The sequence below is a fragment of the Dechloromonas sp. H13 genome, from assembly GCF_009469615.1.
Lineage (GTDB): Bacteria > Pseudomonadota > Gammaproteobacteria > Burkholderiales > Rhodocyclaceae > Azonexus.
On the sequence record NZ_SSXX01000004.1, the window covers coordinates 240,431 to 264,374 of the forward strand.

The 23,944-nt window shown below is 63.5% G+C and carries 20 protein-coding genes; 5 read left to right on the forward strand and 15 right to left on the reverse strand.

From position 1 onward, the window contains the following. Positions 1-16 precede the first annotated feature (16 nt). Positions 17-2,980, reverse strand: a complete 2,964-nt coding sequence (locus GH660_RS11490; protein WP_228276471.1) for a transglycosylase domain-containing protein — start codon at positions 2,978-2,980, stop codon at positions 17-19. Positions 2,981-3,271: 291 nt separating this feature from the next. Here GH660_RS11490 and ubiA point away from each other — a divergent pair, with 291 nt between their 5' ends. Genes ubiA through GH660_RS11515 form a run of 5 tightly spaced genes read left to right on the forward strand, consistent with a single transcriptional unit; the run spans position 3,272 to position 6,936 of the window. After that, on the forward strand, positions 3,272-4,162 hold the full coding sequence (ubiA, locus tag GH660_RS11495) for a 4-hydroxybenzoate octaprenyltransferase (protein ID WP_153146798.1): 891 nt from the start codon (positions 3,272-3,274) through the stop codon (positions 4,160-4,162). Then, positions 4,159-4,581, forward strand: coding sequence for a cytochrome c (locus tag GH660_RS11500; protein ID WP_153146799.1), 423 nt, complete (start codon positions 4,159-4,161; stop codon positions 4,579-4,581). Before ubiA ends, GH660_RS11500 begins: the two co-directional genes overlap by 4 nt. Beyond that, a complete protein-coding gene (gene ubiD / locus GH660_RS11505) occupies positions 4,578-6,041 on the forward strand; it encodes a 4-hydroxy-3-polyprenylbenzoate decarboxylase (RefSeq protein ID WP_153146800.1) in 1,464 nt (487 codons plus the stop codon). The genes GH660_RS11500 and ubiD overlap by 4 nt, the downstream gene beginning before the upstream one ends. Then, complete coding sequence (locus GH660_RS11510; RefSeq protein WP_228276472.1) at positions 6,038-6,529, forward strand: N-acetyltransferase; 492 nt, start codon at positions 6,038-6,040, stop codon at positions 6,527-6,529. The genes ubiD and GH660_RS11510 overlap by 4 nt, the downstream gene beginning before the upstream one ends. A 2-nt stretch (positions 6,530-6,531) precedes the next feature. Continuing rightward, entirely contained in the window at positions 6,532-6,936 is a 405-nt protein-coding gene (locus GH660_RS11515) for a hypothetical protein (RefSeq protein WP_153146802.1), read from the forward strand. Positions 6,937-6,945: 9 nt separating this feature from the next. On the opposite strand, the gene GH660_RS11520 is transcribed toward GH660_RS11515, so the two are convergent. From GH660_RS11520 to GH660_RS11585, 14 genes are all read right to left on the reverse strand, one after another. Then, the gene (locus tag GH660_RS11520; protein WP_153146803.1) at positions 6,946-7,884 is read right to left on the reverse strand and encodes an HPP family protein; all 939 of its coding nucleotides are present in this window, start codon (positions 7,882-7,884) and stop codon (positions 6,946-6,948) included. Continuing rightward, positions 7,881-8,285 carry a hemerythrin domain-containing protein gene (locus GH660_RS11525; RefSeq protein ID WP_153146804.1) on the reverse strand — a complete coding sequence of 135 codons (405 nt, stop codon included), beginning with the start codon at positions 8,283-8,285 and terminating at the stop codon, positions 7,881-7,883. Before GH660_RS11525 ends, GH660_RS11520 begins: the two co-directional genes overlap by 4 nt. Then, positions 8,272-9,387, reverse strand: a complete 1,116-nt coding sequence (locus GH660_RS11530) for a hypothetical protein (RefSeq protein WP_153146805.1) — start codon at positions 9,385-9,387, stop codon at positions 8,272-8,274. Before GH660_RS11530 ends, GH660_RS11525 begins: the two co-directional genes overlap by 14 nt. Before the next feature lie 8 nt (positions 9,388-9,395). Further along, positions 9,396-9,713: a metal-sulfur cluster assembly factor gene (locus tag GH660_RS11535; protein WP_153146806.1), complete on the reverse strand. Its 318-nt coding sequence runs from the start codon at positions 9,711-9,713 to the stop codon at positions 9,396-9,398. A 72-nt stretch (positions 9,714-9,785) separates the two neighbouring features. Next, positions 9,786-10,487: a hypothetical protein gene (locus tag GH660_RS11540; RefSeq protein WP_153146807.1), complete on the reverse strand. Its 702-nt coding sequence runs from the start codon at positions 10,485-10,487 to the stop codon at positions 9,786-9,788. Positions 10,488-10,497: 10 nt separating this feature from the next. Then, on the reverse strand, positions 10,498-11,934 hold the full coding sequence (dacB, locus tag GH660_RS11545; RefSeq protein ID WP_153146808.1) for a D-alanyl-D-alanine carboxypeptidase/D-alanyl-D-alanine-endopeptidase: 1,437 nt from the start codon (positions 11,932-11,934) through the stop codon (positions 10,498-10,500). Continuing rightward, positions 11,931-13,028: an alkene reductase gene (locus GH660_RS11550; protein WP_153146809.1), complete on the reverse strand. Its 1,098-nt coding sequence runs from the start codon at positions 13,026-13,028 to the stop codon at positions 11,931-11,933. The genes dacB and GH660_RS11550 overlap by 4 nt, the downstream gene beginning before the upstream one ends. A 691-nt stretch (positions 13,029-13,719) precedes the next feature. Next, entirely contained in the window at positions 13,720-14,448 is a 729-nt protein-coding gene (locus GH660_RS11555; RefSeq protein WP_153146810.1) for a M48 family metallopeptidase, read from the reverse strand. Beyond that, entirely contained in the window at positions 14,438-17,545 is a 3,108-nt protein-coding gene (locus GH660_RS11560) for a type I restriction endonuclease subunit R (RefSeq protein ID WP_153146811.1), read from the reverse strand. Before GH660_RS11560 ends, GH660_RS11555 begins: the two co-directional genes overlap by 11 nt. Position 17,546: 1 nt before the next feature. Continuing rightward, the gene (locus tag GH660_RS11565; RefSeq protein WP_153146812.1) at positions 17,547-18,473 is read right to left on the reverse strand and encodes an endonuclease NucS domain-containing protein; all 927 of its coding nucleotides are present in this window, start codon (positions 18,471-18,473) and stop codon (positions 17,547-17,549) included. Next, the gene (locus tag GH660_RS11570) at positions 18,470-19,207 is read right to left on the reverse strand and encodes a hypothetical protein (RefSeq protein ID WP_228276473.1); all 738 of its coding nucleotides are present in this window, start codon (positions 19,205-19,207) and stop codon (positions 18,470-18,472) included. Before GH660_RS11570 ends, GH660_RS11565 begins: the two co-directional genes overlap by 4 nt. A 20-nt stretch (positions 19,208-19,227) precedes the next feature. Next, positions 19,228-20,277 (reverse strand): hypothetical protein, encoded by a 1,050-nt coding sequence (locus GH660_RS11575; protein WP_153146814.1) that lies wholly within the window; start codon positions 20,275-20,277, stop codon positions 19,228-19,230. After that, the gene (locus GH660_RS11580) at positions 20,274-21,395 is read right to left on the reverse strand and encodes a restriction endonuclease subunit S (protein ID WP_153146815.1); all 1,122 of its coding nucleotides are present in this window, start codon (positions 21,393-21,395) and stop codon (positions 20,274-20,276) included. The genes GH660_RS11575 and GH660_RS11580 overlap by 4 nt, the downstream gene beginning before the upstream one ends. Continuing rightward, positions 21,386-23,785: a type I restriction-modification system subunit M gene (locus GH660_RS11585; RefSeq protein WP_153146816.1), complete on the reverse strand. Its 2,400-nt coding sequence runs from the start codon at positions 23,783-23,785 to the stop codon at positions 21,386-21,388. Before GH660_RS11585 ends, GH660_RS11580 begins: the two co-directional genes overlap by 10 nt. Positions 23,786-23,944 lie beyond the last annotated feature (159 nt).

Here is a 23,944-nt window from a genome sequence, read left to right on the forward strand (position 1 = left end):
GTGGGCGCCGCGCGGCTTACGGCTGGCAGGGCGTGGCGGCCGGTTCGAGCGCCGGCAGCAGCAGAGGGCCCATCGATTTCAGGATCTGCACCGGCAGCGCCGAGGTGAAGCGGTAGCTGGCGGCTTGCGGGCCGATCACGTAGGCGGTCAGCGTACCGAAGTGGCGCGGGCCGAGGTAGAAGACGAAGGTCGCCGTGCGGTTCATGGTGACGCCGCGCGTCGCGCCCCGGCCGAGGACGATGCGGTTGTCGCCGGTGCCGGTCTTGCCGCCGACGGCGAGCGGCGTGCCATCGGCCAGCTTGAAGGCGCCGGACAGCCGGCGCGCCGTGCCGCCCTCGACCACTTCCGACAGCCCGTTGCGCAGCGCGGCGGCAACTTCCGGTGCCATGACGCGTTCGCCCGTTTTGCCGTTGCTGGCGAAGCGGGTCTCGTAGGGGGTGCCGACGGCAAAATCGAGGCGGTCGATGCGCCGCGTCGGCTTGCGGATGCCGTCGTTTTGGATGATGCCCATCAGCTCGGCCAGCGCGGCCGGCCGGTCGCCGGAACTGCCGAGCGCGGTGGCCAGCGACGGCACCAGGTGGCCGAAGGGATAGCCGACGCGGGCCCAGCGGCGATGAATGTCGAGGAAGGCTTCGACTTCGAGCATGGTATAGATGCGTGAATCCTGGGCCCCCTTGAAGCGGGTCTTGAACAGCCAGCGGTAGACCGCCTGCCGTTCCTTGGCGCTGGCCTGTACCAGCTCGCTCCAGGTGGTTTCCGGATGGGCCGACAGGTAGCCGACCAGCCACAGTTCGAGCGGATGGACGCGCGCCACGTAGCCACGATCCGGCAGGTCGAAAGCCTCCGGCCCGCTGCGTTCGTAGAGGCGGGCGACTTCGTCGCTGCTCAGGCGCGCCCCTTCCAGACGCTGGCGCAGGAAGGTCTCCAGCTCTGCCGGCGTCGCCTGCGGCGACAGGTAACGAAACACGGCGGCCAGCCGGCTCGCGTTCGGACGCAGGCCGTCGAGGAAGACATCCTGGATATCGGCCGCTTTCTTGCCCCGGTACTTGTGCCAGAAGCGGCGCAGGAAGACCTGCCCCTCCTGGTCGGCGAAGCGGGCCAGGTATTCGTTGCGCCGCGGATCGCCGGCCTTTTCCAGCAGTTGCGCGCTGCTGCCCGGCACCTGGTACATGGTGTAACGCACGATGTCGCGCATCAGGCGGACGAAGGGCAGGTTGATCGAACCCTGCAGCGCTTCGCGCACGGTCGGCGCCCGGCCATCGTCCTCGTGCCGGAAGTTGTTGAAATTATGGACGCCGCCGCCGGTGAAAAAATCCTCGCCGGGGCTGGCCGAGTAGCTGCGGGCCAGCGCCGCCTGCAGCATGGCCGGCAGTTCGCGGTCCTTGGCCCTGGCCAGATAGTCGATGGCCCACTGGGTCAGGCGGTCGCGCTTTTCGACCGGGATCTTGCGCAATTCGGCTGGCGTCTGCCCGGCGTAGCGCTGGTGCAGTTCGGCGACGATTTCCAGATAGGTGGTCAGCACGCGCAGCTTGGCTGTCGAGCCGAGTTCCAGCTTGCTGCCTTCGTTGATGTCGAGCGGCTGGTCGGTGGTGTCGGTCTGGACGCGGACGCGGTTGCCGGCTGGTGTGCTTTCGACCAGCGTGAAGCTGTAATAGACGCCGTCGAGCTTGCCCGGGTCGAGCATCCGTTCGCCGAGCAGGCCTACCTTGCGTGCCACCTCCGGTTCGTCCAGATGGCGCAGGAAGCTGGTGACTTCTTGCTGCAGCTTGCCGTTCAGCGTCGTCGAGACATCGGCGTCGTAGCGGTCGAGTTCGTACAGCGAGGCGTCGAGCAGGCCGGATAGCCGGTTGCGGATGGCCATCGCGCCCTTGCCGGCATCGGCCGGCAGCAGGGCCGGGTCGGTCGCCTGGTTGCGGAACTGCAGCGGCTGGTTCAGCGCCGCATCGCGTAGGGCCGGGCTGATCACGCCCTGCTCGGCGAGCAGGCGGACGTAGCTCTCCGATAGCCGGGCCAGGCTGTCGTGCCCCCTGGCCGACAGATAGTAGGTCGGGCGGCGGTGGGCGATCATCAGCGCCACCACCTGGTGCAGCGCCCGACCCTGGTCGGCGAGGCGAGAGCCCTCGGCTTCCGGCGCGGCGAGCAGCGCGTTGACTTCGTCGAAATCGGCGCCGAACCACACCCACAGGCCGTCGCCGAGGCCGTTGACCTCGCCGAAGGTGGGCGCGGCCGAGAGCGGCACGGTGTTCAGGTAATCTAACAGCAGCGTGCGCCGGACCGGCAGCGTATCCTCTCCATCGCGGTAGGCGCGGACGCTGGCCGAGACCATCTGGCGCAGCTTCTCGCCGCTGTTCGGCGTTACGCCGTCCGGCGAATGGCGGAATTTCTCGATCTGCGTCGCCAGCGTGCTACCGCCCGGGGCGTCGAAATCCTCGTTGACCATCCGCCCGATGCGGCCAAGCACTGCGCGGGCGAAACGCACCCAGTCGATGGCCGGGTTCATGGTCGGCCGCGACTCGTCGAGCAGGTCGCGGTTCTCGATGTAGATCAGCGCCTGGCCGATGCGCGGCGGCACGGCGGCGAAGTCGGCGTAGGCCCGGTAGGGGTAGCGGAAGCGATACAGGGTGTCGCCCCGGCAGTCGGTGACGGTCAGCCCGGCCGAGGTCTTTTCCCGGTAGGGCGGGAAGTAGCCGTGGTCGGTGTAGTCGAGCAGCGCTTCGGAAAAGCGGGCCTGCCGGGTCAGCTTGAAGCCGTTGGCGCTCAGGCGGCTGGCGAGCTGGGGCAACTCGCTGTAGCCCATGCGCTGGTTGAAGGGGCCGTGCGTCGGGAAGCGGATGGCGTCGCTGGCGCCGTCGACCATCCGGAAATCGAGAGTCGCCGCGTAGCGGGCCAGATGGGTGGCCTGCAGGCGGGAGGTTTCAATTTCGTCGGCGACCCACAGGCCGGCAGCGGCGAGCAGGGCGACAAAAAGGCCTCCGCTCACCCAATAGCGGCGGCGGGGGGCGGGTGCGTTGGGGCGCATGTGATGATTGTGTTTGTTTTCGGCTTTTACGTCATCAGTATATGGGGATCGCACCGTCGCGGGGTGTTTTGATTGTTTTGCGCCGTTGCCACTGCCTGGCGCGGCCTGAGGGTCGCGACACCGGTAAAATGCACGCTTCTGTTTTTCGTCGCATTGTCATGACCACCGCTTCATCCACTCCCGCCGCATCGCTCTCTTCGTGGGAATGTGCACGCAGCCGTACCCACCGGGCACCAAGGTAGAATCAACCAGATGAACTGGCCTGCAATCAAGGAAAAAGTCGATCTTTACGAAAAGCTGATGCGGCTCGACAAGCCGATCGGCATCCTGCTCCTGCTGTGGCCGACGCTGTGGGCGCTGTGGCTGTCGGCAGACGGTCGGCCCGACCGCATCGTGCTCTGGGTCTTCATCCTCGGCACCGTGCTGATGCGTTCCGCCGGCTGCGTCATCAACGACTACGCCGACCGCGATTTCGACCGCCATGTCGAGCGGACGAAGGAACGTCCGCTGACCGCCGGCCGGGTGACCACGAAGGAAGCGCTGGCGCTGTTCGCCGGCCTTTCGCTGTGCGCCTTCGCGCTCGTGCTGCTGCTCGGCAACCCGCTGGTGATCTGGCTCTCGGTGCCGGCGCTCTTCCTTGCCGCCAGCTACCCGTTCACCAAGCGCTTCCTCGCCATCCCGCAGGCCTATCTCGGCATCGCCTTCGGCTTCGGCATCCCGATGGCCTACGCGGCGCAGCTCGGCGCGGTGCCGGCGGCGGCGTGGTGGCTGCTGCTCGCCAACGTCTTCTGGGCGGTCGCCTACGACACCGAATATGCCATGGTCGACCGGGACGACGACCTCAAGATCGGCATCAAGACCTCGGCCATCACCTTCGGCCGCTTCGACGTGGCGGCGGTGATGCTCTGTTATGCGACGACGCTGCTCATCATCGCCGGCGTCGGCTACGCGCAGAATCTCGGCTGGGCCTTCTACGCCGGGCTGGCGATCGCCGCCGGCATCATGGGCGTGCATTACACGTGGATCCGCGGCCGCGAGCGCATGGCCTGCTTCAAGGCCTTCCTGCACAACAACTACGTCGGCGCGGCGATCTTCGCCGGCATCGTCGTCGATTTCCTGGTTTCCGGGAGGAGCTTCGCATGAAAGCCCTGGTTTTTGCCCTTTTTCTGGCGTCGACCGCAGCCGTCGCCGACGATGCCCGCCAACTCGTCAAGTTGCCGCCGCCGGCGCAGGACGCCCTGCGCGAGGAGATGCAGGGCAACCTCGTCGCCCTCAACGAAGTGCTATCGCTGCTGGCCGCCGGCAAGGTCCGGGAGGCCGGCGAGGCGGCCGAGACCAAACTGGGGCTGTCGGCCATGGGCAGGCATCGTGACAAGCCTTTCGACGCGCGCCCCGGCCCGCACATGCCGCCGGCCATGCACGGCATCGGCATGGATGGACACAAGGCGGCGAGCGAGTTCGCTGCCGCAGCCAAAACCGGCGACCGTGACAAGGCGCTGGCCCTGCTGCCTAACCTGACCTCGGGCTGCGTCGCCTGCCACTTCTCCTACCGTACGCGATGAAATACCACGATCTGCGCGACTTCATGTCGCAACTGGAAAAGACCGGCGGGCTCAAACGGATCGGCGTCGAGGTCGATACCCGTCTCGAAATGACCGAGATCTGCGACCGCGTGCTGCGCGCCGGCGGTCCGGCCATCCTGTTCGAGAAGCCGAAGGGTCACAGCATCCCGGTGCTCGCCAATTTGTTCGGTACGCCGCAGCGGGTGGCGCTCGGCATGGGCGAGGAGTCGGTGCAGGCGTTGCGCGAAGTCGGCAAGCTGCTTGCCTACCTGAAGGAGCCCGAGCCACCCAAGGGGCTGAAGGACGCGTGGGACAAGCTGCCGATTTTGAAGCAGGTGCTCAACATGGCGCCGAAGAAGGTGTCGAACGCGCCGTGCCAGGAAATCGTCTGGGAAGGCAAGGATGTCGATCTGGCGCGCCTGCCGATCCAGCATTGCTGGCCGGGCGACATCGCGCCGCTGATCACCTGGGGTCTGGTCGTGACCAAGGGGCCGCACAAGAACCGGCAGAATCTCGGCATCTACCGCCAACAGGTGTTGGGGCCGAACAAGGTGATCATGCGCTGGCTGGCGCATCGCGGCGGGGCGCTGGATTTCCGCGACCACCAACTGGCCAATCCGGGCCAACCCTTCCCGGTCGCCGTCGTGCTCGGCTGCGACCCGGCGACCATCCTCGGCGCCGTGACGCCGGTGCCAGATTCGCTGTCCGAATACCAGTTCGCCGGCCTGCTGCGCGGCGGCAAGACCGAGCTGACCCAGTGCCTCGGCTCTGGTCTGCAAGTGCCCGCTTCGGCCGAGATCGTGCTCGAAGGTGTCATCCACCCGGGCGAGATGGCGCTCGAAGGGCCGTATGGCGACCACACCGGATACTACAACGAGCAGGCCGAATTCCCGGTGTTCACCATCGAGCGCATCACCATGCGCCGCGACCCGATCTACCACAGCACTTACACCGGCAAGCCGCCCGACGAGCCGGCCGTGTTGGGCGTCGCGTTGAACGAGGTCTTCGTGCCGCTGCTCCAGAAGCAGTACCCGGAAATCGTCGATTTCTACCTGCCGCCGGAAGGCTGCTCGTACCGGATGGCCATCGTTTCGATCAAGAAGCAGTACCCCGGCCACGCCAAGCGCATCATGTTCGGCATCTGGTCCTTTCTGCGCCAGTTCATGTACACCAAGACCATCATCGTCGTCGATGACGACATCGACATCCGCGACTGGAAGGAAGTGGTGTGGGCGATGACGACGCGCATGGATGCGACGCGCGACACGACGCTGGTCGACAACACGCCGATCGATTACCTCGACTTCGCCAGTCCGGTAGCCGGCCTCGGCTCGAAGATGGGGCTCGACGCGACCAACAAGTGGCCGGGCGAAACGAACCGCGAATGGGGTCGGCCGATCGTCATGGACGCCGACGTGAAGCAGCGCGTCGATGCCATGTGGGGGGGGCTCGGGCTGTGAGTTTGCGGGTGGTTGCGGTCGACCTCGAAAACGAGGCGATTTCCAGAACCTGGCTCACTCTTCTCGACCACTACGCGCGCGACCCGATGGGCGGCGGCGCCGGTTTGTCCGACTACGCCAGGCGGCATCTGGTCGACGAGCTGAAAAGCCTGCCCACCTTCCATGGCGCGCTGGCCTTCGCCGGCGACGAGGCGGTCGGCCTGATCAACTGCTTCGCCGGTTTCTCGACCTTCGCCGCCCGGCCGCTGCTCAACATCCACGACATCGTCACCCGCGCCGAGCGGCGCGGACAGGGCGTCGGCCAGGTGCTGCTGGGCTGGGCCGAGCAGCGGGCGCGCGCACTCGGCTGCTGCAAGCTGACCCTCGAAGTGCTGTCCAACAACACGCGGGCGCTGGCCGCCTACGAACGCGCCGGCTTCGCGCCCTACGTGCTCGACCCGGCCGCCGGGCACGCGCTGTTCCTGCAAAAATATCTTCCGGAGAACTGATCATGCCCGAACCCGTCCCTGTCACCCTCGTGCACGGCGTGCGCAATTCGCTGGTGCAGCTGACCCATTTCATCTACGGCCTGCACGCCATCGCCGTCCTCATCGGCGTCACCTCGTCGGCGACGGTTGCCGGCGGCTTCGTCTTTGGCCTGCCCTCGCTGGTCGCCGTCCTGCTCAACTACCTGAAGCGCGGCGACGTCAACGGCACCTGGCTGGAAAGCCATTTCCGCTGGCAAATCCGCACCTTCTGGTTCACCGCGCTGTGGCTGGTCGTCTATGGCCTGCTGATCATCACCATCATCGGCATCCCCGTCGCCTGGATTCTCATCGCCATCCTCGGCCTGTGGGTCGGCTACCGGGTGATCCGCGGCTGGGTTGCGCTGTTCGGCGAACGGCCGGTCGCCTGAAGCACTGCGTCAGGGTTTCCGGGCGCGCGGCTGCAGTTCGCTGCCGACCCAGCGTGCGAATTCAGTACGCGTGCAGCTGCCGGTGCGGTTCAGGCCGTTCCCATCCACCACCTTGTAGATGACCAGGTCGAAATCGGGGTTGTCCGAGCGCCGTTCGTCGACGATCTGGCGCACCGACCACTGCTGCCCCGGACGGTCGTTGCAGTAGAAGCGCCCGAGCCGGACTTCCGGCAGGCGGGCGTCCTGCTCGCGCTGGGCGATATCCAGCGTCTGGTGAATCAGTTCGCCCATTTCGTCGGGACTGACGTCGACGACGACGTTGAGGTGTTCCATGGCCGCCACGACGTGCCGCTCGTCGATGGGCGGCCAGCCGGTGCCGGGGTGCTCCGGTGCATGCCGGTAGCGCATCAGGCTCGCCGGGTAACGCCGCCAGGCGAAGGCGTAGTTGAAGGCGACGCCGACCGCGAGAATGATCAGGGCATTGGCGGCGATCGGGCTCAGCGCATAGCGATAACCGAGTTCGTGCACCGTCGCGCCGCCGATCACCGCCGCCAGCGCCGTGGCGCCGCCCGGTGGGTGCAGGCAGCGCGCGACGTGCATGACACCGATCGCCAGGCCGACGGCGAGGCCGGCCGCCAGGGTCGGATTGGGAATCAGCTGCCAGCAGGCGACGCCGACCAGCGCCGACAGGACGTGCCCGGCCAGCACCGCCCACGGCTGGGCGAACGGGCTGTGCGGCGCGGCGAAGATGAGTACTGCCGAGGCACCCATCGAGGGGACGATGACGAGCGCCGCCGTCGGCCCGACGAGCGCCCTGGTAACCACCAGCACGAGCAGGATGCCGAGCGCGCCGCCGAGCGTGGCGACCAGTTGCTCGCCGGCATGGTGGCTGCTGGCCGGGAAGCCGATGAAGTGCCGGAAGCGCTGCGACCAAGAGGCGTTCGTCATTTTTGCCGGGGCTTGCCCAGGTCCAGGCAGGTTTGCGCCGCTTCGAACAATTCCTGCTCCTCGAAGCGGACATGTGCCCCGAGCAATTCCACGAAGCGCTCCAGCGCCGTCATATCGGCGTCGAGTAGGCGGGCGGCAAGGCTGCGCAGCTCGGCATGCTCGTTCAGCGTGCGCTGGACGAGCGCAGTTTCACCGGCTTGCGCGAGCAGCGGCAGTACATCCGTTTCTTCGCGGACAAAATGTGGCCCCAGTTCGCTGCCGAATGCCTCGGCGCAGGCATTCGCCGCCGCCGTGATCTGGCCCGGGTCGCCCGAGGCGATTGCGCGCCGGCCATGCAGCGCCAGTTTCAGGGCCAGGTGATGTTCGCGCGAAAGATCCTGCAAAGCCTCATGGCGTTTCATCGTGGGCCGCCTGTTCGGAAGAAAGGTGTTGCCGCTTGCCGCGCACGACGCTGATTAGGATGGTGGCGATGAACAGCAGCAGGGCGCTGGCATTGGCCGCGCCGCCGGTGCGCAGCATGGCGAAATCGCCGGCCAGGCCGCCACCGACGCGCAGCGCCAGCGAGGCATGCAGCACCAGCAGCGGCAGATAGAAAGCCGAATGGTAGGGAATCTTCACCCGCGCCACGGCCGGGAAAATGATCGGCGCGTGGCCGAAGACCATGGCGAATACAAAGCCGAGGCCGATGGCGTGGAGTGCCGCATCGCGCCAGACGTGGGCGGGCAGCAGGGCGCCAGCCAGCCCGAGGGCGCCGGCCAGGGCCAGCCAGACATAGCCGGACAGCAGGCAAATGGCGATGAAACGCGTCAATCCCTGCTGCCGCGCATTGCGCCGGGCGATGTCGTAACGCAGCAGCCAGGCGGCGAGGGCGAGGAGCCCGGCGGCGAAGAACCGCAGGCCTTCGCTGGCGAACCACAGACTGAGCGTGGCGCCGGCCAGTATGGCGCCGACGATGAGCATGAAGCGCTGCTGCGCCGCCGGCGGGGTTGGCATGAAGCGGGTCAGTTCGAGACGTTCGCCGGCGATGGTCAATACCAGGAAGGCCAGCCACCAAGGTATGGCCGCGGCCAGCCCGCCACTCGCCAGCCAGGCCAGATTGCCGATCAGCCAGCAGCCGGCGCCGAGGGCGAGGACGATGGTGAACGGGGCGATCAGCCGGTGCAGCACCTGCAGGCTGGCGATGATCATCACGATAGCGGCGACGATGGCGAGCGCCTGGGCGGCCCCGAGCGGGGCGCCGGTGAGCAGGCTGAAGCCGCCGAGGCCGGCGGCGGCCGGTGCCAGATAGGCCCACAGGCGGCCGATGGCGACGGCGCGTTCGAGACTGATGACGGTGCCGAAGAAGGCGGAAATCATCAGCGCGCCATGCCAGCCGGCGGCGGCTGCAGCGAGCGGCGGCACATCCCAGGCGAGGCGCGCCAGCCCGGCGGCGACGCCGGCGAGCAGCGAGATCATGCCGAAGAAGAGCAGCGGCAGCCGGGCGGCCGGCGGCAGGTCGCGCATCGTCGTCGCTACCAGCCGAAATTGCGGCGCGTGCGCTCGCTCATCAGCGCCGGGCTCCACGGCGGTTCCCAGACCAGCGCGACCTCCGCCTGCCAGCCGGGCGGCAGGCCGTCGGCGAGCGCGGCGCGCGCCTCGTCGACGATCATCTCGCCCATCGGGCAGGCCGGCGAGGTCATGGTCATGGCGACCCGGACGCGGCCGGCTGCGATGTCGATCTCGTAGACCAGCCCGAGGTCGACGATGTTGGCGCCCACTTCGGGGTCGATCACCTGGCGCAGCAGGGTGCGCACGCGGTCTTCGTCGGGCGGGGGGCTGGCTTCGGTCATGGTTGTTCGCGTTTCCGGGGACGATGAACTGCGATCATAGTGCGGCGCCGCCGGGGCGCGCCATGTGCTGCATCAAGACGGGCGATGGATCTGGCGCAGGGTCTGCAGCGAAATAGAATACGAATGGCGCAGCTGGTCGACGTCGTAGCGATGCGCGGCGCCGACCGGGCAGGCGAGACGCGCCTGACAGGTCGCGGTGCAGGCCGAATCGGGCTGCAGGCGGTAGACGCTGCAGCGGGCGAGGGAAAAACTGCCGTCGGCCATGGCCTGGGCGGGGCAGGCGGTGATGCAGGGCCTGGCTGGGCAGCTGGTACAGGGGCTGCTGCGGTTGACCGCCGGAAAAGGCCGAAAACGGGTGTCGGCCAGCACGACGGCGCGGTAGGCGTACCACGTACCCCATTCGGGGTCGATGCCGACCATAAAGGGCGAGGCATGGTGCCATCCGGCGAGCGTGCCGAGCCGTTGCAGGCCGACCGGGTGGTCGCCGGGATAGACGAGGCGGAAGCGGCTGGCCGGCAGGTGCTCGGCGAAACAGCGTTCGATGCTGCGCACGGTGAAATCGTCGATCGGGTGTTCGCCACCGGCGCCGGCGGCCTTGACGCAGTCCCATAGCGCCTTGCCGGCATGGCCGAGGAGGATCAGCTGGCGGAAGGGGGCGGTGTCGCCCAGGGTGGCGGCGACGGCGGGCGGCAGGTCGGCGAGGTCGAAAACGTGCTGCCGGTTGAGTCCGCAACGATCGAAGGCCGCGCCGGGAAAGGGCTGGAAGCCGGTCATCGCCGCCAGCTCACTCGCTTTCGAGGACGACGCTCTTCTCGCCCGCCCGTCGTTGCGCGACCCAGACCAGCAGGGCGTCGATGGCGGCGCTGCCGGCCTGCGCCTGCGGGTGGTTGATCAGGAAGGTCACCGCGTAGCGCCGGCCCTGGGCGTCGAGTGCGTAGCCGGCGGCGGTCTTGACGCCGTCCAGCGTGCCGGTCTTGATGTGGGCGCGACCGGTGGCCTGCGAGCCGTTGAGGCGCTTCTTCATGGTGCCGTCGATGCCGACGATGGGCAGGCTGGAGATGAATTCCGGCATCACCGGATTCTTCCAGGCGTCGAGCAGCAGGCGGTTGAGGCTGTCGGCGCTGATCCGCTCGCGCCGCGAGAGGCCGGAGCCGTTCTCGATTTCCAGTTCGGTGAAGCGCAGGCCGCGCGCGTTGAGCCAGTCGCCGATGCGCTGGCGCGAGCGTTCGGCAGTCGCCGGTTCGGTATCGTTGCCGAGCGTCAGATAGACCTGGCGGGCCATCACGTTGTTGCTGAACTTGTTGATGTCGCGCACGGCTTCGGCCAGCGGCGGCGATTCGTGGGTGGCGAGCAGCTTGCCGCCGGCGGGCACGGCGCCGCCACGCACCTGGCCGGCCAGCGTGCCGCCCAGTTCCTTCCACAGGCTGCGGATCAGCCCGCCGACCTGGGCATCGGCCGCCAGCGGCGAGAGGTTGAGCGCCTTCTCGCCGCACGCCGCGCTGTAGGTGCCGGTGAATTCGAGGCGATTGCCGGCGTTTTCCGGGATCAGGCGGACGTTGATGAAGTCCTTCCAGTTGCTGCCGCAGCCGCCTTCGCCGGCGCGCAACTGGTTGTCCACGCGCAGGCCGTCACTCGGCGTTTCCAGCAGTACGCGCGGCCGGCCGTTGTCGGGAAGCAGCGTGAAGCGCAGCGCGCGGAAGTTGATCAACAGGCCGTCCGGGCCGACGTTGTAGGGGCGCATCGGCTTGTCGTCGAAGGCGCCGGGGTCGATCGCCGGGACGTTGAAGACGGTGCGGTCGAGCACAACGTCGCCGGCGATGTGCCGGATGCCGCGCACCTGCAGCTGGCGCAGCAGGGCCCACAGGTGTTCGATCGAAAAGCGCGGGTCGCCGCTGCCCTTGAGGTACAAATTGCCGCTCAAAACCCCGTCGACCGCAGCAGCCTCGGTCCACGCCGTGGTCTTCCACGTCCACGCCGGGCCGAGCAGGTCGAGGGCGGCGTAGGTGGTGACCAGCTTCATGACCGAGGCGGGGTTCATCGCCTGCGCCGCGTTGTGGGCGACCAGCGGCTTGCCGGCATCGACCGGCTGGACGACGACAGCGACGCTGCTCGCCGGGATCTGCGCCGCCTTCAGCGCGCCGAGGACGCCGGGCGGCAGGCCGTCGGCGAGCGCCGGCAGGGTCAGAAGTCCGAGCGCCAGCAGCGTGCAACAGCGTTTCATGCGGCGAGCGTCGGGTAGTCGAGGTAGCCCTTTTCGCCGCCCTGGTAGAAGGTGTCGCGGTCGGGTTCGTTGAGTGGCGCGCCGCGGCGGAAGCGTTCGACGAGATCCGGGTTGGCGATCCACGCCTGACCATACGCGACCGCGTCGCACAGATTGGCGGCGAGGCGTGCCTCGCCTCTGGCCTGGTCGAGGGCGCCGTTGCTGATGACCGGCATCGTGGCGATGGGGCGGAAGTGGGCGCCGACGTCGAGCAGCGTGCCCGGCGTGTTGGCGACCTGCTTCGGCGACAGCGGCTCGGTCAGGTGCAGGTAGGCCAGCCCGTAACCGTTGGCGGTGCGCACGACGTGTTCCCACATCGGCACCGTGTCGGCGTCGACGGTGATGCCGTGGAAGTGGTTGAGCATCGGGTTGAGACGGAAACCGACGCGGTCGAGCGGCATGACTTCGCCGACGGCGTCGAGGACCTCGCGGAAGAAGCGGGCGCGGTTCTCATGACTGCCGCCGTACTCGTCGTCGCGCTGGTTCGACTGGTGCGAGAAGAACTGGTGGAACAGGTAGCCGTTCGACGAGTGGATCTCGATGCCGTCGAAGCCGGCCGCCATGGCATTGGCCGCGCCGTGCCGGAAATCGGCGACAGTGGCCTTGATCTCGTCGCGGGTCAGCGCGTGCGGGGTGACTGTTTCCGGGTGGCCGGTGGTCGAAAACATCTTCCAGTTCGGGTTGACCGCGGAAGGCGCCACCGGTGGCTGGCCGTCGTGGAATTCCGGCAGCGACAGGCGCCCGCAATGCCACAACTGGCAGACGATCAGGCCGCCGTTTTCATGCATGGCATCGGTGACCAGCCGCCAGCCCGCGACCTGCTCGGCCGACCAGATGCCCGGCGTGAACGGGTAGCCGCGACCCTGCGGCGAGACGATGGTGCCCTCGGAAACGATCAGCCCGGCACTCGCCCGCTGCGCGTAGTAGCGAGCCATCATTTCGGTCGGCACGTAGCCGGGGTTGTCGCAGCGGCAGCGCGTCAACGGCGCCATGACGACGCGGTTCTTCAGTTCGAGGGCGCCGAGGCGGACGGGGGCGAGGAGTTTCTGGGTCATGATGAAAAAAGGGGAGCCTGAAAGCTCCCCCATTCTAGCGGTCCGGCGGCGGAGGCGGTATCAGACGTTGAACAAAAAGTGCGCCTCACCAATGGCTGCACTGCTTGGGTTTGCTGATTTCGATTTCATTCCATACCCGGTTTTGTACCCGGCTTAAAAATTCCTCAATGCTGCCGCTTGCCTTCCAACAGGATCGAGCCGCCCATACCGCTACCATACCATTCAAGGGATTTACGATCAGCTACTAGGTCATCCTAATTCCACTCCGGGGCCGAAGAGCAGTTCTTCTTTCTCTCTCTGGCTGGACAATCTCGGTATCTTGCTATCAATACAGGTTGGTGCGAAGCGCCGGAAATCCACTGGTTCGCTAGCTGTCTTGATTTTGGTCCGAAATGGTTTTCCAGTATTTCAACCCTGCCAAAGTGCCTACGATGCCCTTTGAAGCCGGAACCACCATTGGGGTACATGTACTGCTAGCACTCGAATACGAATTGACCGCCATCGCCTCTCTGATAGACATCACGAGCGCCTAGAAATCAAGGGCGTTTGGAGCCAAACATTGAGGACACACCGGTTCTTCAAATGTCCCGTTTTTGGTGCTGGAATGGTTTTCCGTGTTTCTACCCTGCCAAACAGCCTCTGAAGCCGGACCCAACATCCAACTGCATAAGCTTCTAACACTCGAGTAGCTTTAGTAATTCCACTCTTCATGCCCCAGTGGTGCCTGATTCAACATCTCCCGGTACTGCCGCCACTGGGGCAGGTGCGCCTCTAGCAATGCCGCGAACCGCTCATTGTGATGCCGCTCCAGCAGATGCACGAGTTCATGCACGACGATGTATTCCAGACACTGGACCGGCTTCTTGGCTAGTTCCAGATTGAACCAAACACGCCGGGCAGTAAGGTTGCAGCTTCCCCACTTGGTTTTCATCTTCTTGATTCCCCAATCGGCGACCTGTATGCCGAGGATTGGTTGCCACTTCTCCAGCATCGGCGGGATCAACGCCTTGAGTTGTTCGCGATGCCAGCGCAGCAGCACGGCTTCCCGCTGGTCGGCAGTCGTGCCGGGGCGCACGAATAGATCGAGGCTGGCAATACCGCGCACGGCAACACGGGCTGGCGCATCCTGCTCATGCACCCGAAGACGGTAGCGCTGCCCGAGAAAGTAATGGCTCTCGCCATTCACCATCTCGCGCTGTGACTGGCGCGGCTGCTCGGCGAACTTGGCTTTCTGGCGCCGGATCCAGCCGAGCTTGTCGATCACCGCCAGCCGCACGGCTTCGTCACTGATGACCAAGGGTGCCGCCACGCGTACCCGGCCATGGGGCGGATAGACGCCCAAGTGCAGGTTCTTGATGTCCTTGCGAACCACCTCCACCTTGATGCCGCTGACGGTGAGGTGGTGAATCTCAGTAGTCATTCTGGTGCTTCGCCAGTTCCAGAATCTGGTCGGCCAAGCCGTCATCATTGAGCAAGGCACGAATAGCGATCCGCACCTTCTTGGTTTTCATGGTGTTCGACTTCCAGCCATCTTGCCGATGGCCAGTAATTGCCGCATCCGCCGCCAGCGCCAGCCCCTCGTCCTTGCCCAGATTGTTGTAGAGCGCCCGCTGTGCCGCCGTCTTGACGCTGGTCGGATAACCGCCCGGCCCGCCCCCCGGCATCGTCGCCTCCTTGGTCAGTTGGGCGATCTTCTCCAGATATTCCTTGTAGCTCACCACACCCTTGCGCCGTAGTTCGATCAGGGCATCCAGCAGCTTCGACATCTTGTCGTAGTAGGCCGGATCGACGGGCGACTCGTTGATGATCAGCTTGCGGACGTTGTTCTCGATGGTTTCGGCCACCGCCTCGTCGGTCTTCATCACCCCCTTGGCCTTTTCCGCCGCTGCATCGGGGCCGCGTTCGACGATCAACTGGATTAGGCTCAAGTCGTCGAAGGCCGAAATCTTCTCGCTCTCCTCGGCCCGGATATAGGTGTCGATCAGGTGGCGCATGGCCGGCTCATAGGCCTTGAGGTCGATATAGTCGCCACTGGCAAGCCGCACCTCGTCGCGCACCTTGCTGTAGTGATCGACCTCGCCCTTGATCGTCCCGATCTGTTCGAGGGTGTAACCCGCTTCAGCCAGTTCGCTGGCAATGCTGGCGTAGGCACGAAGCAGCGCCGCGACGAACTTGTACAGCTTCAAGCGCTTCGGTTCGTTGTCCTTGAGCTGATCGGCATTGCCCGATTCCTTGGCGCAGAAATAGTGCAGGTAAGCCGCCGAATCTCTCGGAGCTTCGACCGGCTCGCATAGCGCCCTGACTGCTTCCCGGGCCTCTTCCAGATCCTCCCGCGCCTTCTCCAGCCGGTTCTCCAGCAACCCCTTTACGTCGTCCTTGTCGTAGCCGTCCAGTGCGCCACTGGTGTAATCGCTGACCGCGCCTTCCAGACTCTGGAACAAGTCCTTGTAGTCGATGATGTAGCCGTAGTCCTTGCTTTCGCCATCCAGCCGATTGACCCGGCAGATGGCTTGGAACAAGCCGTGGTCGCGCATCTGCTTGTCGATGTAGAGGTAGGTGGCCGAGGGCGCATCGAATCCCGTTAGCAGCTTGTCCACCACGATCAGTAGCTTCATCTGCCCCGGCTCGTCGATGAATTTCTTCTTCACCGCTTGCTCGAATTTCTCGACCTTGCCGATGGCCTTGTCTGCCGGCTCATCGAACCAGTCGGCCAGCATCTGGGCGTAAATCCCGTACTTGAGCAGGTTGTCCGTATCGCCCGCGCCCGTCGTCTCGCCCTTGGTGTCGGCAATACTGGGTGCATAGCTGGTGACAATGGCGCACTTGCCTTTGAGTACCGTCTTGGCGAACAACTCATAGAACTTGCACGCCTCGTAGATGCTGCCGGCGACCAGCATGGCGTTGCCGTGGCCGTCCATCAGGCGCGGCTTGGTCGCCATGTCCATGAGTATGTCGGCAACGATTTTCGACAGCCTGTCCTGACTGGACAGCACCGTCTGCATGGTTCCCCATTTCTGCTTGAGTTGCGCCTTGGCGACGTCGTTCAGCCCCTTGGTGTTGGCTTCAAACCACTCGTCGATCTTCTTCTGCGAGGTGATGGACTGATCGATGTCCCGCGCCTCGTAGCGCAAGTCCAGCACCACCCCTTCGCGCACGGCTTGGTCGAACTTGTAGGTGTGGATATAGCTACCGAAGACCTCGATGCTCTTCTGCTTGTCCGCCTTCAGCAGGGGGGTGCCGGTAAAGCCGATGAACAGGGCATTGGGCAGCAGCGCCTTCATCGCCTTGTGCAGGTCGCCGCTCTGGGTGCGGTGGCACTCATCGACGAACACATGAATGTCGCCCTTGGCCTTGAAGTCGGGTGGCAGCTTCTGGATGGCGGCGATGAATTCCTTGGTGCCTTCATCGTTCCTGTCGTCGCCTTTGCCGCCGAATTTATGCACCAGCGAACAGAGCAGCGATTCCTCGGTGCCGTTCAGTTTTTCGATGAGGTCGGTGCCGCTCTTGGTGCGGTAGATCTGCTCATGGACGCCCTTGAAGACTTTCTCGATCTGCTCGTCCAGTTCGGTGCGGTCGGTGATGATCAGCACCCGCGAACCTTCGCGGTTCTCGCGTATCCACTTGGCCAGCCAGACCATGGTCAGCGACTTGCCGCTGCCTTGGGTGTGCCAGATGATGCCGCCCTCGCGGCGACGGATGAAGTCCTGCGCGGCCTTCACTCCGAAAAACTGGTTCTGGCGGCAGAGCTTCTTGGTACCGGCATCGAAGACGACGAAGTCGTGGATCAGTTCCAGCAGTCGCGCCTTGCCGCAGACCTGTAGCAGGTGGCGATCCAGCAGGTTCGCCTCGCCGGCATAGGGGCCAGCGTCCTCGACCCAGCGCAGGTAATACTTCTCTGGCGTCTCGATGGTGCCGTAGCGCAGCCCCTCGGTGTCGTTCCCCGCCATCACCCACTGCATAGTCGAGAAGAAAGGCTGGATGAATTCCTTCTTCTGGTTGTCCAGATTCTGGCGGATGCCCTCGGCTACCGATACAGTGGAGCGTTTCAGCTCCAGTACACCGAGCGCGATCCCGTTGATGTAGATCACCACATCCGGGCGCTTGGTGCTGGCCTTGGCGGCATTCGCCAAGTCAGCGCCCTTCACCGTCACTTCCTCGGCAATGGCGAAGTGGTTGTTCTCCGGGTGCTGCCAGTCGATCAGCCAGACCGTTTCACGGTTCTCGCCGGCACCCGGTTGTACCTTCACCCCATAGCGCAGCAGGTTGTAAACCTCCTTGTTGCGGTCGTAGAGGCTCTTGCTGGTGTCCGTCGCCACCTTGTTCAGTTCGTGCAGCGCCCGGTTAATGAGCATGTCGCTGACGCCCTGCTTGGCCAGCCAGCCACGCAATAACGCTTCCTCGATGTTGCGGTTGTCGAGGTCGGTCTTGTCGCCGAGGTAGTCGTAACACAGGCGATCTCGGAACAGCGCGACGACGCGGGCTTGGGTTTTCTTTTCGATCTGGCCGACGGTTGTCATGTCACGCCTTGATCAGCTTGAAACTGATTTGGTAGCGGAAGAAGTCGATATTGGGCGCGACCGCCAACGCCCGCCGAATCCGCTGATCATCTTCGAGCGCAATGATCACTCCGCGAACCTTCTGGTTCGGCTCGGCCAGCTCCAGCGCGGCAAAGCCCATATAGCGCAGCGTCTGGCCCACGACCACGTCGCTCGCCCGGCCTTTCTTAAGCTCGACGACTAGCAGTTCCGACTTGTCCTTCTTGATCGCGAGGATGTCCATCGGGCCGGTGTCGGTCAGGTACTGCTGCCCCACCTTTGCACCGTCTTCCTCGTAGATGTCGTAATTCTTGCCGAGGTCGGTGTGCGCCCAATTCTGGACAAGAAAGTCTTCGAGGTGTTTTTCCAAGGCGAAGGCCGAAGCGTCCTCAACCGTCTCGTCGGTAGATATCAGCTTGGGAGCCACCTTCCCACCGATAAACGCCTCCAGTTCTTCGCGATAGCCTGAAACGTTGGCTACCGTGCCAATCGACCCGGTCGACCGTTTCAGGGCGTCGCTCAAGCTCGCCCGTTCGATTGATACCTCAAACCAGTGAACCGCCCGTCGCAGCGGCAAGTCTTCGCCCGGCAGGTAATCATAATCACCGATGATCTCGCCGACTCGGTAAGTGCCTTTGCCATCCGGGCACAAAACAATATCGCCTTTCAGAATGCCCTTACAGACTGTCCATGCGACGCCACAGGCCAAGCCCGCTGCAATCCTCGACTTGTCGGGATAGAGCTTGAGGTACTCCGGCACCATCTTGGCATTGAAATGCCGCCAGTCATCGGTCAGGTACGGCCCGATGTCCCGCTGAAGGTCATCGTCGATGCCGATGTAACCGTTGGCGAAACAGGTCGCAGCATGGACACTTTGCTTGCCCAGCATCACGCGGTAGTAGCTCTTCATGGTCTTGATTCCTTGACTCCAAGGTTACGCGGCAAACCATCCTGCGGCACCCAAATCCACCCTTCAGAGGCTGGCACTGACGCCTCCGGCGAGATGAGCTTATCGGGATGCTTATCGAACAGGTAGCCCACCAAGGCACAGGTCAGCGCATCGTCGAGGTCGTCGTGGGCAAGCTTACCGAACGGCTGCTGCAAGCTTTGAATCGTTGCGGAGGCCCTGCAGGCCGACGGATAGGCTTCGATGGCGCTGAGCCACGTACCATCCAACCATACCCCGCAGCGCAGAGTTTGCGGCGCGAATTTGGCGAGGACGTGCATCCCCTTGGTGGCCTGACTACCGATCATGTCCTTGATGGCCGACAGGGGTTTCAGGCCATTCTCAAACAGAAACCGTTCGGTTTGCCGAAACAGGTAGGGGTTCGTGGCTGAATTGCCTACCGCGCCCGCGTGAATTCGCTGCGTCACCAGACGGGTGAATTCCTCAGAAAATCCCAGTGGGGTATCGATTGCCAGCGTGATCTGAGGGCAGCAAGCTAAGGGCTGTGCCTTGCAGAGGGCGAACAGTTTGCTGATCCATTCGGCACTATCGGTGGCTTCGTTGATGGCAGCGCGCAAATTGCCCCGCCACGGCTTGCCGACGATATTCCGGTTGGCGTCGAGAATCACCAGCGCGTCACGGCTCTTGCCGTTCTTGTCGCAATTCCAGCCGCCGACATCCCAGCCGACGTAGTACAAGGATGACTGCGCCCGTGAGTTCATAGCATGTAGAGCGTGCGATACCAATGCGCCCACTGGTTGAGCGCATCGTCCTGCTGTCCCTCGGCAGCGCGAACCAAATCTTCCGAGGTAAAGACGGAGAACTTCGGATTGTGGCCCACCAATTCCTTGAAGGCGTCCAGCGAATCGTCCAGATGGCTATTGCCGGGGTGCCTGACCACTGAAAACGACGCGTGTTGATACGGCTGCTGTTCGTCCTGCTCCATCGCCAAGGCAAGCAGTTGATTGCGCCAGAGTTGGTTCATTCCGCCTTGGAACGGGCAATGCGGGTACCTTCCGTGGTTGACGAAAAACTCGGCGTTTCTCTCAGTGATGTTCCAGTAATTGCGCTCGCGGACAGCGCGGTGAAAGCAGGCGTTCTTGTCCTTCAGTATTTCCGAGACGCTCCGTGTGCAGTCGCAGGAGGGGTGGTTCTTCCGATCCTTGCTCTTGTAGCCCCCGCACGGAGTGAACTCGCTCTCGGTCAGCTTGTGCTCGATCAGCCAGAGGCAAAGTTCGCCCGAGAAATTGCGGTAGGCAATCGCAACATCGGAATCCGTTCCTCCGAGGGCGGACTTGTCACCCAGTAGCCCCCTGTCGGAATCGTCGCCCCCGAAGTTTCCACCCCAGTACTCAATGCAATAGCCATGGTCTAGCTGGTCGGTCGCCAGCGAGGCGAAGTCTGGCTTGAGTGATGCGAGGACTTTGCTCCCCAGCGGATGGTGCAACAATGGCAGGAAGAGATTCACGTTGGCGGCCTGTGAGCTGGCCATGTGGTTGAAGTGGGTGTGAAACCTGAAGGGGTTCTTCCTCCAGTGTTGCCGAAGCGCTTCAACCACGGGTGGATAGATGACGCGAAGCTCGTCGGCCTTATCACTCGGAAGGATGGCGTCGTAGGGGATTAGGTGCTCTTTGTATTCGTAATTGCCGGGTTTGTCCGTGATGTGCGCCCATTTCCAATCAATCAGGTGAACATACATCTGAAGCTGGAATTCATTTAGCCCAGTGGGCAGGCGGTAGTCTCGCCCGTTGATGCTCTCGACTTTCATACCAGCCGAATCCTTCCCGTCAGCAGTTCCTGCATCATGCCCTGCTTGAGGGCGCGGGTCTTGTCGCGGTGGGCTTCGAGGGCGGCGAGTTCGGCGTCCATGTCGGAGAGGACGGTTGCGATGGCCGTTTGTTCCGAAAGCTCGGCAGGGCACCGGACTTCCATCTGGTAGAAGAATTTCTTGTCGAGATGCTTTATTCCAGACCCAGTGAAACAGTTGTCATTGACTGCTCGCTCAACAGACTTGAGAAAGAAATAGAGAAACCGCGTGACACACCTCGTTTCGAAAACAAAGCAGTCAGACATGGCTGCGAAGCGGCCGTCGAAGTAATTGAAATACGCCTCTCCTCCCGTGTTTGCTATGATCGCCTCGGTGTCAAAGTCAGCATCATCCAAGAATCTTTGAACAGGCTTTGTGGTGTTCGTAAAGAATGGAAAAGTGCCTTCTGTTCTGCCCGATGATGACAGGCGGGTGGTTTTCTTGAGCCGGACGATAAGTTCCTCCAACAACTTCACCTTCCACTCCCCGCTAAACCCCGGCAGGCGGGTGTGCCCAGTGAGAAGTTGTTGCATGGCGGCCTCTTTGAGATCGCGCTTCTTGGCGATGAACTGGTCGAGCTTGGCGAGGAGAGCATCCACATCCGACAGCGCGGTGGCAATGGCGCGTTGTTCATCAATCTCTGGCCACGCAATCCTTACCGCTGCCAAAATTGTCTGTGTAACCAGCGGAAGGTCATTCTTGTTCTTGACCTCGTTTAGCTTGGCCGCCTTGAGCGCGTAAGCGAGGAACGGGGCGCAAAAGAGTTGATAGGTATCCTTCGGGTAAAGCGCGTTGTCGGTGATCCACGCAGGCCCATCGGTTAGATAGACCTCTCCACATCTTTGCCCAACACGCCCCACCACTACACAGGCGGCATTAATATTTGGGGTCATCGTATAGCCAGCTATTCCATTTCCGCCATATACCGGCACGGATATGTCTGATGACTTCGTACGGAGTGCCGCTACGCTGATTCCTTTTCCGGATGTAAATCGAGCTAGCTCGCCTACTGAGACCACCGTCCAGTCCGACGGTATCACGCCCACGTCGGTCTGCTTGTATCCCGGCCTCACTGCCATACGAACCCCATCTTCTTCAGGTGTTCATCGACACGGGTGGCGAGGGTCTCCACTTCTTCGGCCAAGCGCGGCAGCGGCGTTGCGTAGCGTTCGGTCAGTTGCCGGATGCGCCCGGTGAGGGATTGGCTGACGCGATCAAGTTCGCCCTGCACGCTGGCGGCGAGTGCGGCTAACCATTTGTCATCCACCGCCAGCGTTTTGATCTCGGTCTCGGTGAGCTTGGCGTATTGGGCGGCCACCTTGGCATCGAGCGCCTTCTGCGCATCCTTCACGGCCTTGCTGGCAGCGGCTTCCTGTTCGATCAGGTCGGCGTAGGCGTTGAGCAGCTTGCGCTCGTCGGCGGCGTCCTTGTCATGCTTGATCTCGGCCAGCCGCGCCTTGACGGTGGCCTTCGTGAGCTTGCCCTTGTCGTTCTTCGCTTCGGCCAGCAGCCCATCCTCGCCGCCATGCTCTTCGTCCATCTCCTCCATCTGGCGGCTGATAGCGTCGCGCTCGGCTTCGCGTTGCTCGATGGCAGCCTGCTCGGCGGAGAAATAGCGTGCAACGACCAGCGCGGGCGGGATCAAATCCACGTTGTTTTTGCCGTCGACCACAGCCTTCCAGCCGTCGCTGGCGATCATCCACGCATCGTCCTGCATGGTCTCGGCCCAGTAGTCCATCAGGTGCTGGTAGACGCCGTAGGGGTCGATCAGCGAGGCGATGGCCTCCCCGCTGCGGAAGGTGTCCAGCAGGTTTTCCGCCAGCGTCTCAATCAGCAGCTTGGGGCGGTCGCCCTGTTTGATTCCGGAGAGCAGCGGGGTATTGGTTGCTTTCCAGTAGGCATACAGCGCACTGACTTGTTGGTTGAAGGCGGTGAATTCAGGATGGGCGAAGATCGTCGCCTTGATCTGGCTGGCTTCGACCTTGGGCTGGCTGTAGCCGGGGCGATCCGCATCGGCAAAGAGTTCGCCGCGCACGCCGGGAAAAATCTGCCAGTAAGCGGCAAGACTATCGATGTCGGCATTGGGGATGCCGCCCTTGAGATGGGCCTCGATGTCCTGCACGTCTTCCGGTTCGGTACTGTCGATATAGCGCGGCAGATTGAGGTTGAAGTCGTTGGCCTCGATCTCGGCCAGCGGCACCATGCGCGAATACTTGGGGATGTCCAACTGGCGGTTGAAGGTATCGACAATCTTGTGGATGTCCTGCGCCCGCAGCCGGTTCTTGTTGCCATCCTTGATGAAGCCCTTGCTGGCATCGACCATGAAGATGCCCTTGCGCCCGGCCGCCCCTTCCTTGTCCAGTACCAGAATGCAGGCGGGGATGCCGGTGCCGTAGAACAGGTTGGCCGGCAGGCCGATGATGCCCTTGATGAACCCACGCCGGACGAGGTTCTTGCGGATCACCGCCTCGGCACCACCCCGGAACAGCACGCCGTGCGGGTGAATCACCGCACCCTTGCCGGTACTCTTGAGCGAGGCGAGGATGTGCAGCAGGAAGGCGTAGTCGCCATTCTTGGCCGGGGGCAGGCCGTAGTCGAAGCGCCCGAAGAGGTCGTTGGCCGGATCGAGGCCGCTCATCCATGCCTTGACCGAGAAGGGAAAATTGGCGACCACGAAGTCGAAGGTCTTGAGACCGCCGTCGGCATTCTTGAAATGCGGGTGCGAGAGGACGTTGTCCTGCCAGATTTCCGCCGTCGGGCAGTCGTGCAGCACCATGTTCATGCGCGCCAGCGCCGAGGTGGCGTTGTCCATCTCCTGCCCGTACAGCGCCAAGTCCAGCCCGGTGCGGCTCTTGGCCTCGTCGTGCGCCTTGAGCAGCAGGGAGCCGGAACCACAGGTGGGGTCGTAGATGCTCTGCCCGGCATGGTTGGCCTTGCCCAGATCGATGACCATGGACATGACACGAGAGACTTCCGCCGGGGTGTAGAACTGCCCCTTGCTCTTGCCGGACTCGGTGGCGAAGTGGCGCATCAGGTATTCGTAGGCGTCGCCGAGCAGGTCGTCGCCCTCGGCCCGGTTGCCACCGAAATTCAGCCCCTCGAAGATCGAGACCAGCTTGGTCAGGCGCTGCACCATGGCATCGGCCTTGCCGAGCTTTTCTTCGTCGTTGAAGTCGGCGACGTTGATCGCGCCCTTGAGGCTGTCGTTGGCGTCGGCCAACCTACCGATGATCTTGTTGATGCGGTCGCCGATCTCTTTGCTGCCCTTGGCCGCCACCATGTCGGCGAAGCCGCCGCCCGCCGGCACGTCGATCAGGGCATCGGGATCACCGGCGTATTTGTCGGAGACGTATTTGACGAACAGCAGGATGAGGACGTAATCCTTGTACTGGCTGGCATCCATGCCCCCGCGCAGCTCGTCGCAGGACTTCCAGAGGGAGGAATAAAGTTCGGATTTCTTGAGGGCCATGATCGGGCTTCTTGGAGTTGTAATGCCAAATGGCAGAAGCCTGTCACTTTACAACACGCACAAGCAAGGACGAAGCCGGTTGATTCCCCTACGTAACCAGATGGAGGGCGTGATTTTGCCAAACTGATTCAGCCACTACGTCCCCGGGCATCGTAATCA

Bases quoted from the DNA above. Each gene is read 5' to 3' on its own strand.
- GH660_RS11560 (WP_153146811.1), bottom strand. From the start codon at position 17,545: ATGACAACCGTCGGCCAGATCGAAAAGAAAACCCAAGCCCGCGTCGTC.
- GH660_RS11575 (WP_153146814.1), bottom strand. From the start codon at position 20,277: ATGAAAGTCGAGAGCATCAACGGGCGAGACTACCGCCTGCCCACTGGG.
- ubiA (WP_153146798.1), top strand. From the start codon at position 3,272: ATGAACTGGCCTGCAATCAAGGAAAAAGTCGATCTTTACGAAAAGCTG.
- GH660_RS11585 (WP_153146816.1), bottom strand. From the start codon at position 23,785: ATGGCCCTCAAGAAATCCGAACTTTATTCCTCCCTCTGGAAGTCCTGC.
- ubiD (WP_153146800.1), top strand. From the start codon at position 4,578: ATGAAATACCACGATCTGCGCGACTTCATGTCGCAACTGGAAAAGACC.
- GH660_RS11555 (WP_153146810.1), bottom strand. From the start codon at position 14,448: ATGACTACTGAGATTCACCACCTCACCGTCAGCGGCATCAAGGTGGAG.
- GH660_RS11540 (WP_153146807.1), bottom strand. From the start codon at position 10,487: ATGACCGGCTTCCAGCCCTTTCCCGGCGCGGCCTTCGATCGTTGCGGA.
- GH660_RS11580 (WP_153146815.1), bottom strand. From the start codon at position 21,395: ATGGCAGTGAGGCCGGGATACAAGCAGACCGACGTGGGCGTGATACCG.
- GH660_RS11515 (WP_153146802.1), top strand. From the start codon at position 6,532: ATGCCCGAACCCGTCCCTGTCACCCTCGTGCACGGCGTGCGCAATTCG.
- GH660_RS11500 (WP_153146799.1), top strand. From the start codon at position 4,159: ATGAAAGCCCTGGTTTTTGCCCTTTTTCTGGCGTCGACCGCAGCCGTC.
- GH660_RS11550 (WP_153146809.1), bottom strand. From the start codon at position 13,028: ATGACCCAGAAACTCCTCGCCCCCGTCCGCCTCGGCGCCCTCGAACTG.
- GH660_RS11565 (WP_153146812.1), bottom strand. From the start codon at position 18,473: ATGAAGAGCTACTACCGCGTGATGCTGGGCAAGCAAAGTGTCCATGCT.
- GH660_RS11530 (WP_153146805.1), bottom strand. From the start codon at position 9,387: ATGCGCGACCTGCCGCCGGCCGCCCGGCTGCCGCTGCTCTTCTTCGGC.
- GH660_RS11520 (WP_153146803.1), bottom strand. From the start codon at position 7,884: ATGACGAACGCCTCTTGGTCGCAGCGCTTCCGGCACTTCATCGGCTTC.
- dacB (WP_153146808.1), bottom strand. From the start codon at position 11,934: ATGAAACGCTGTTGCACGCTGCTGGCGCTCGGACTTCTGACCCTGCCG.
- GH660_RS11535 (WP_153146806.1), bottom strand. From the start codon at position 9,713: ATGACCGAAGCCAGCCCCCCGCCCGACGAAGACCGCGTGCGCACCCTG.
- GH660_RS11525 (WP_153146804.1), bottom strand. From the start codon at position 8,285: ATGAAACGCCATGAGGCTTTGCAGGATCTTTCGCGCGAACATCACCTG.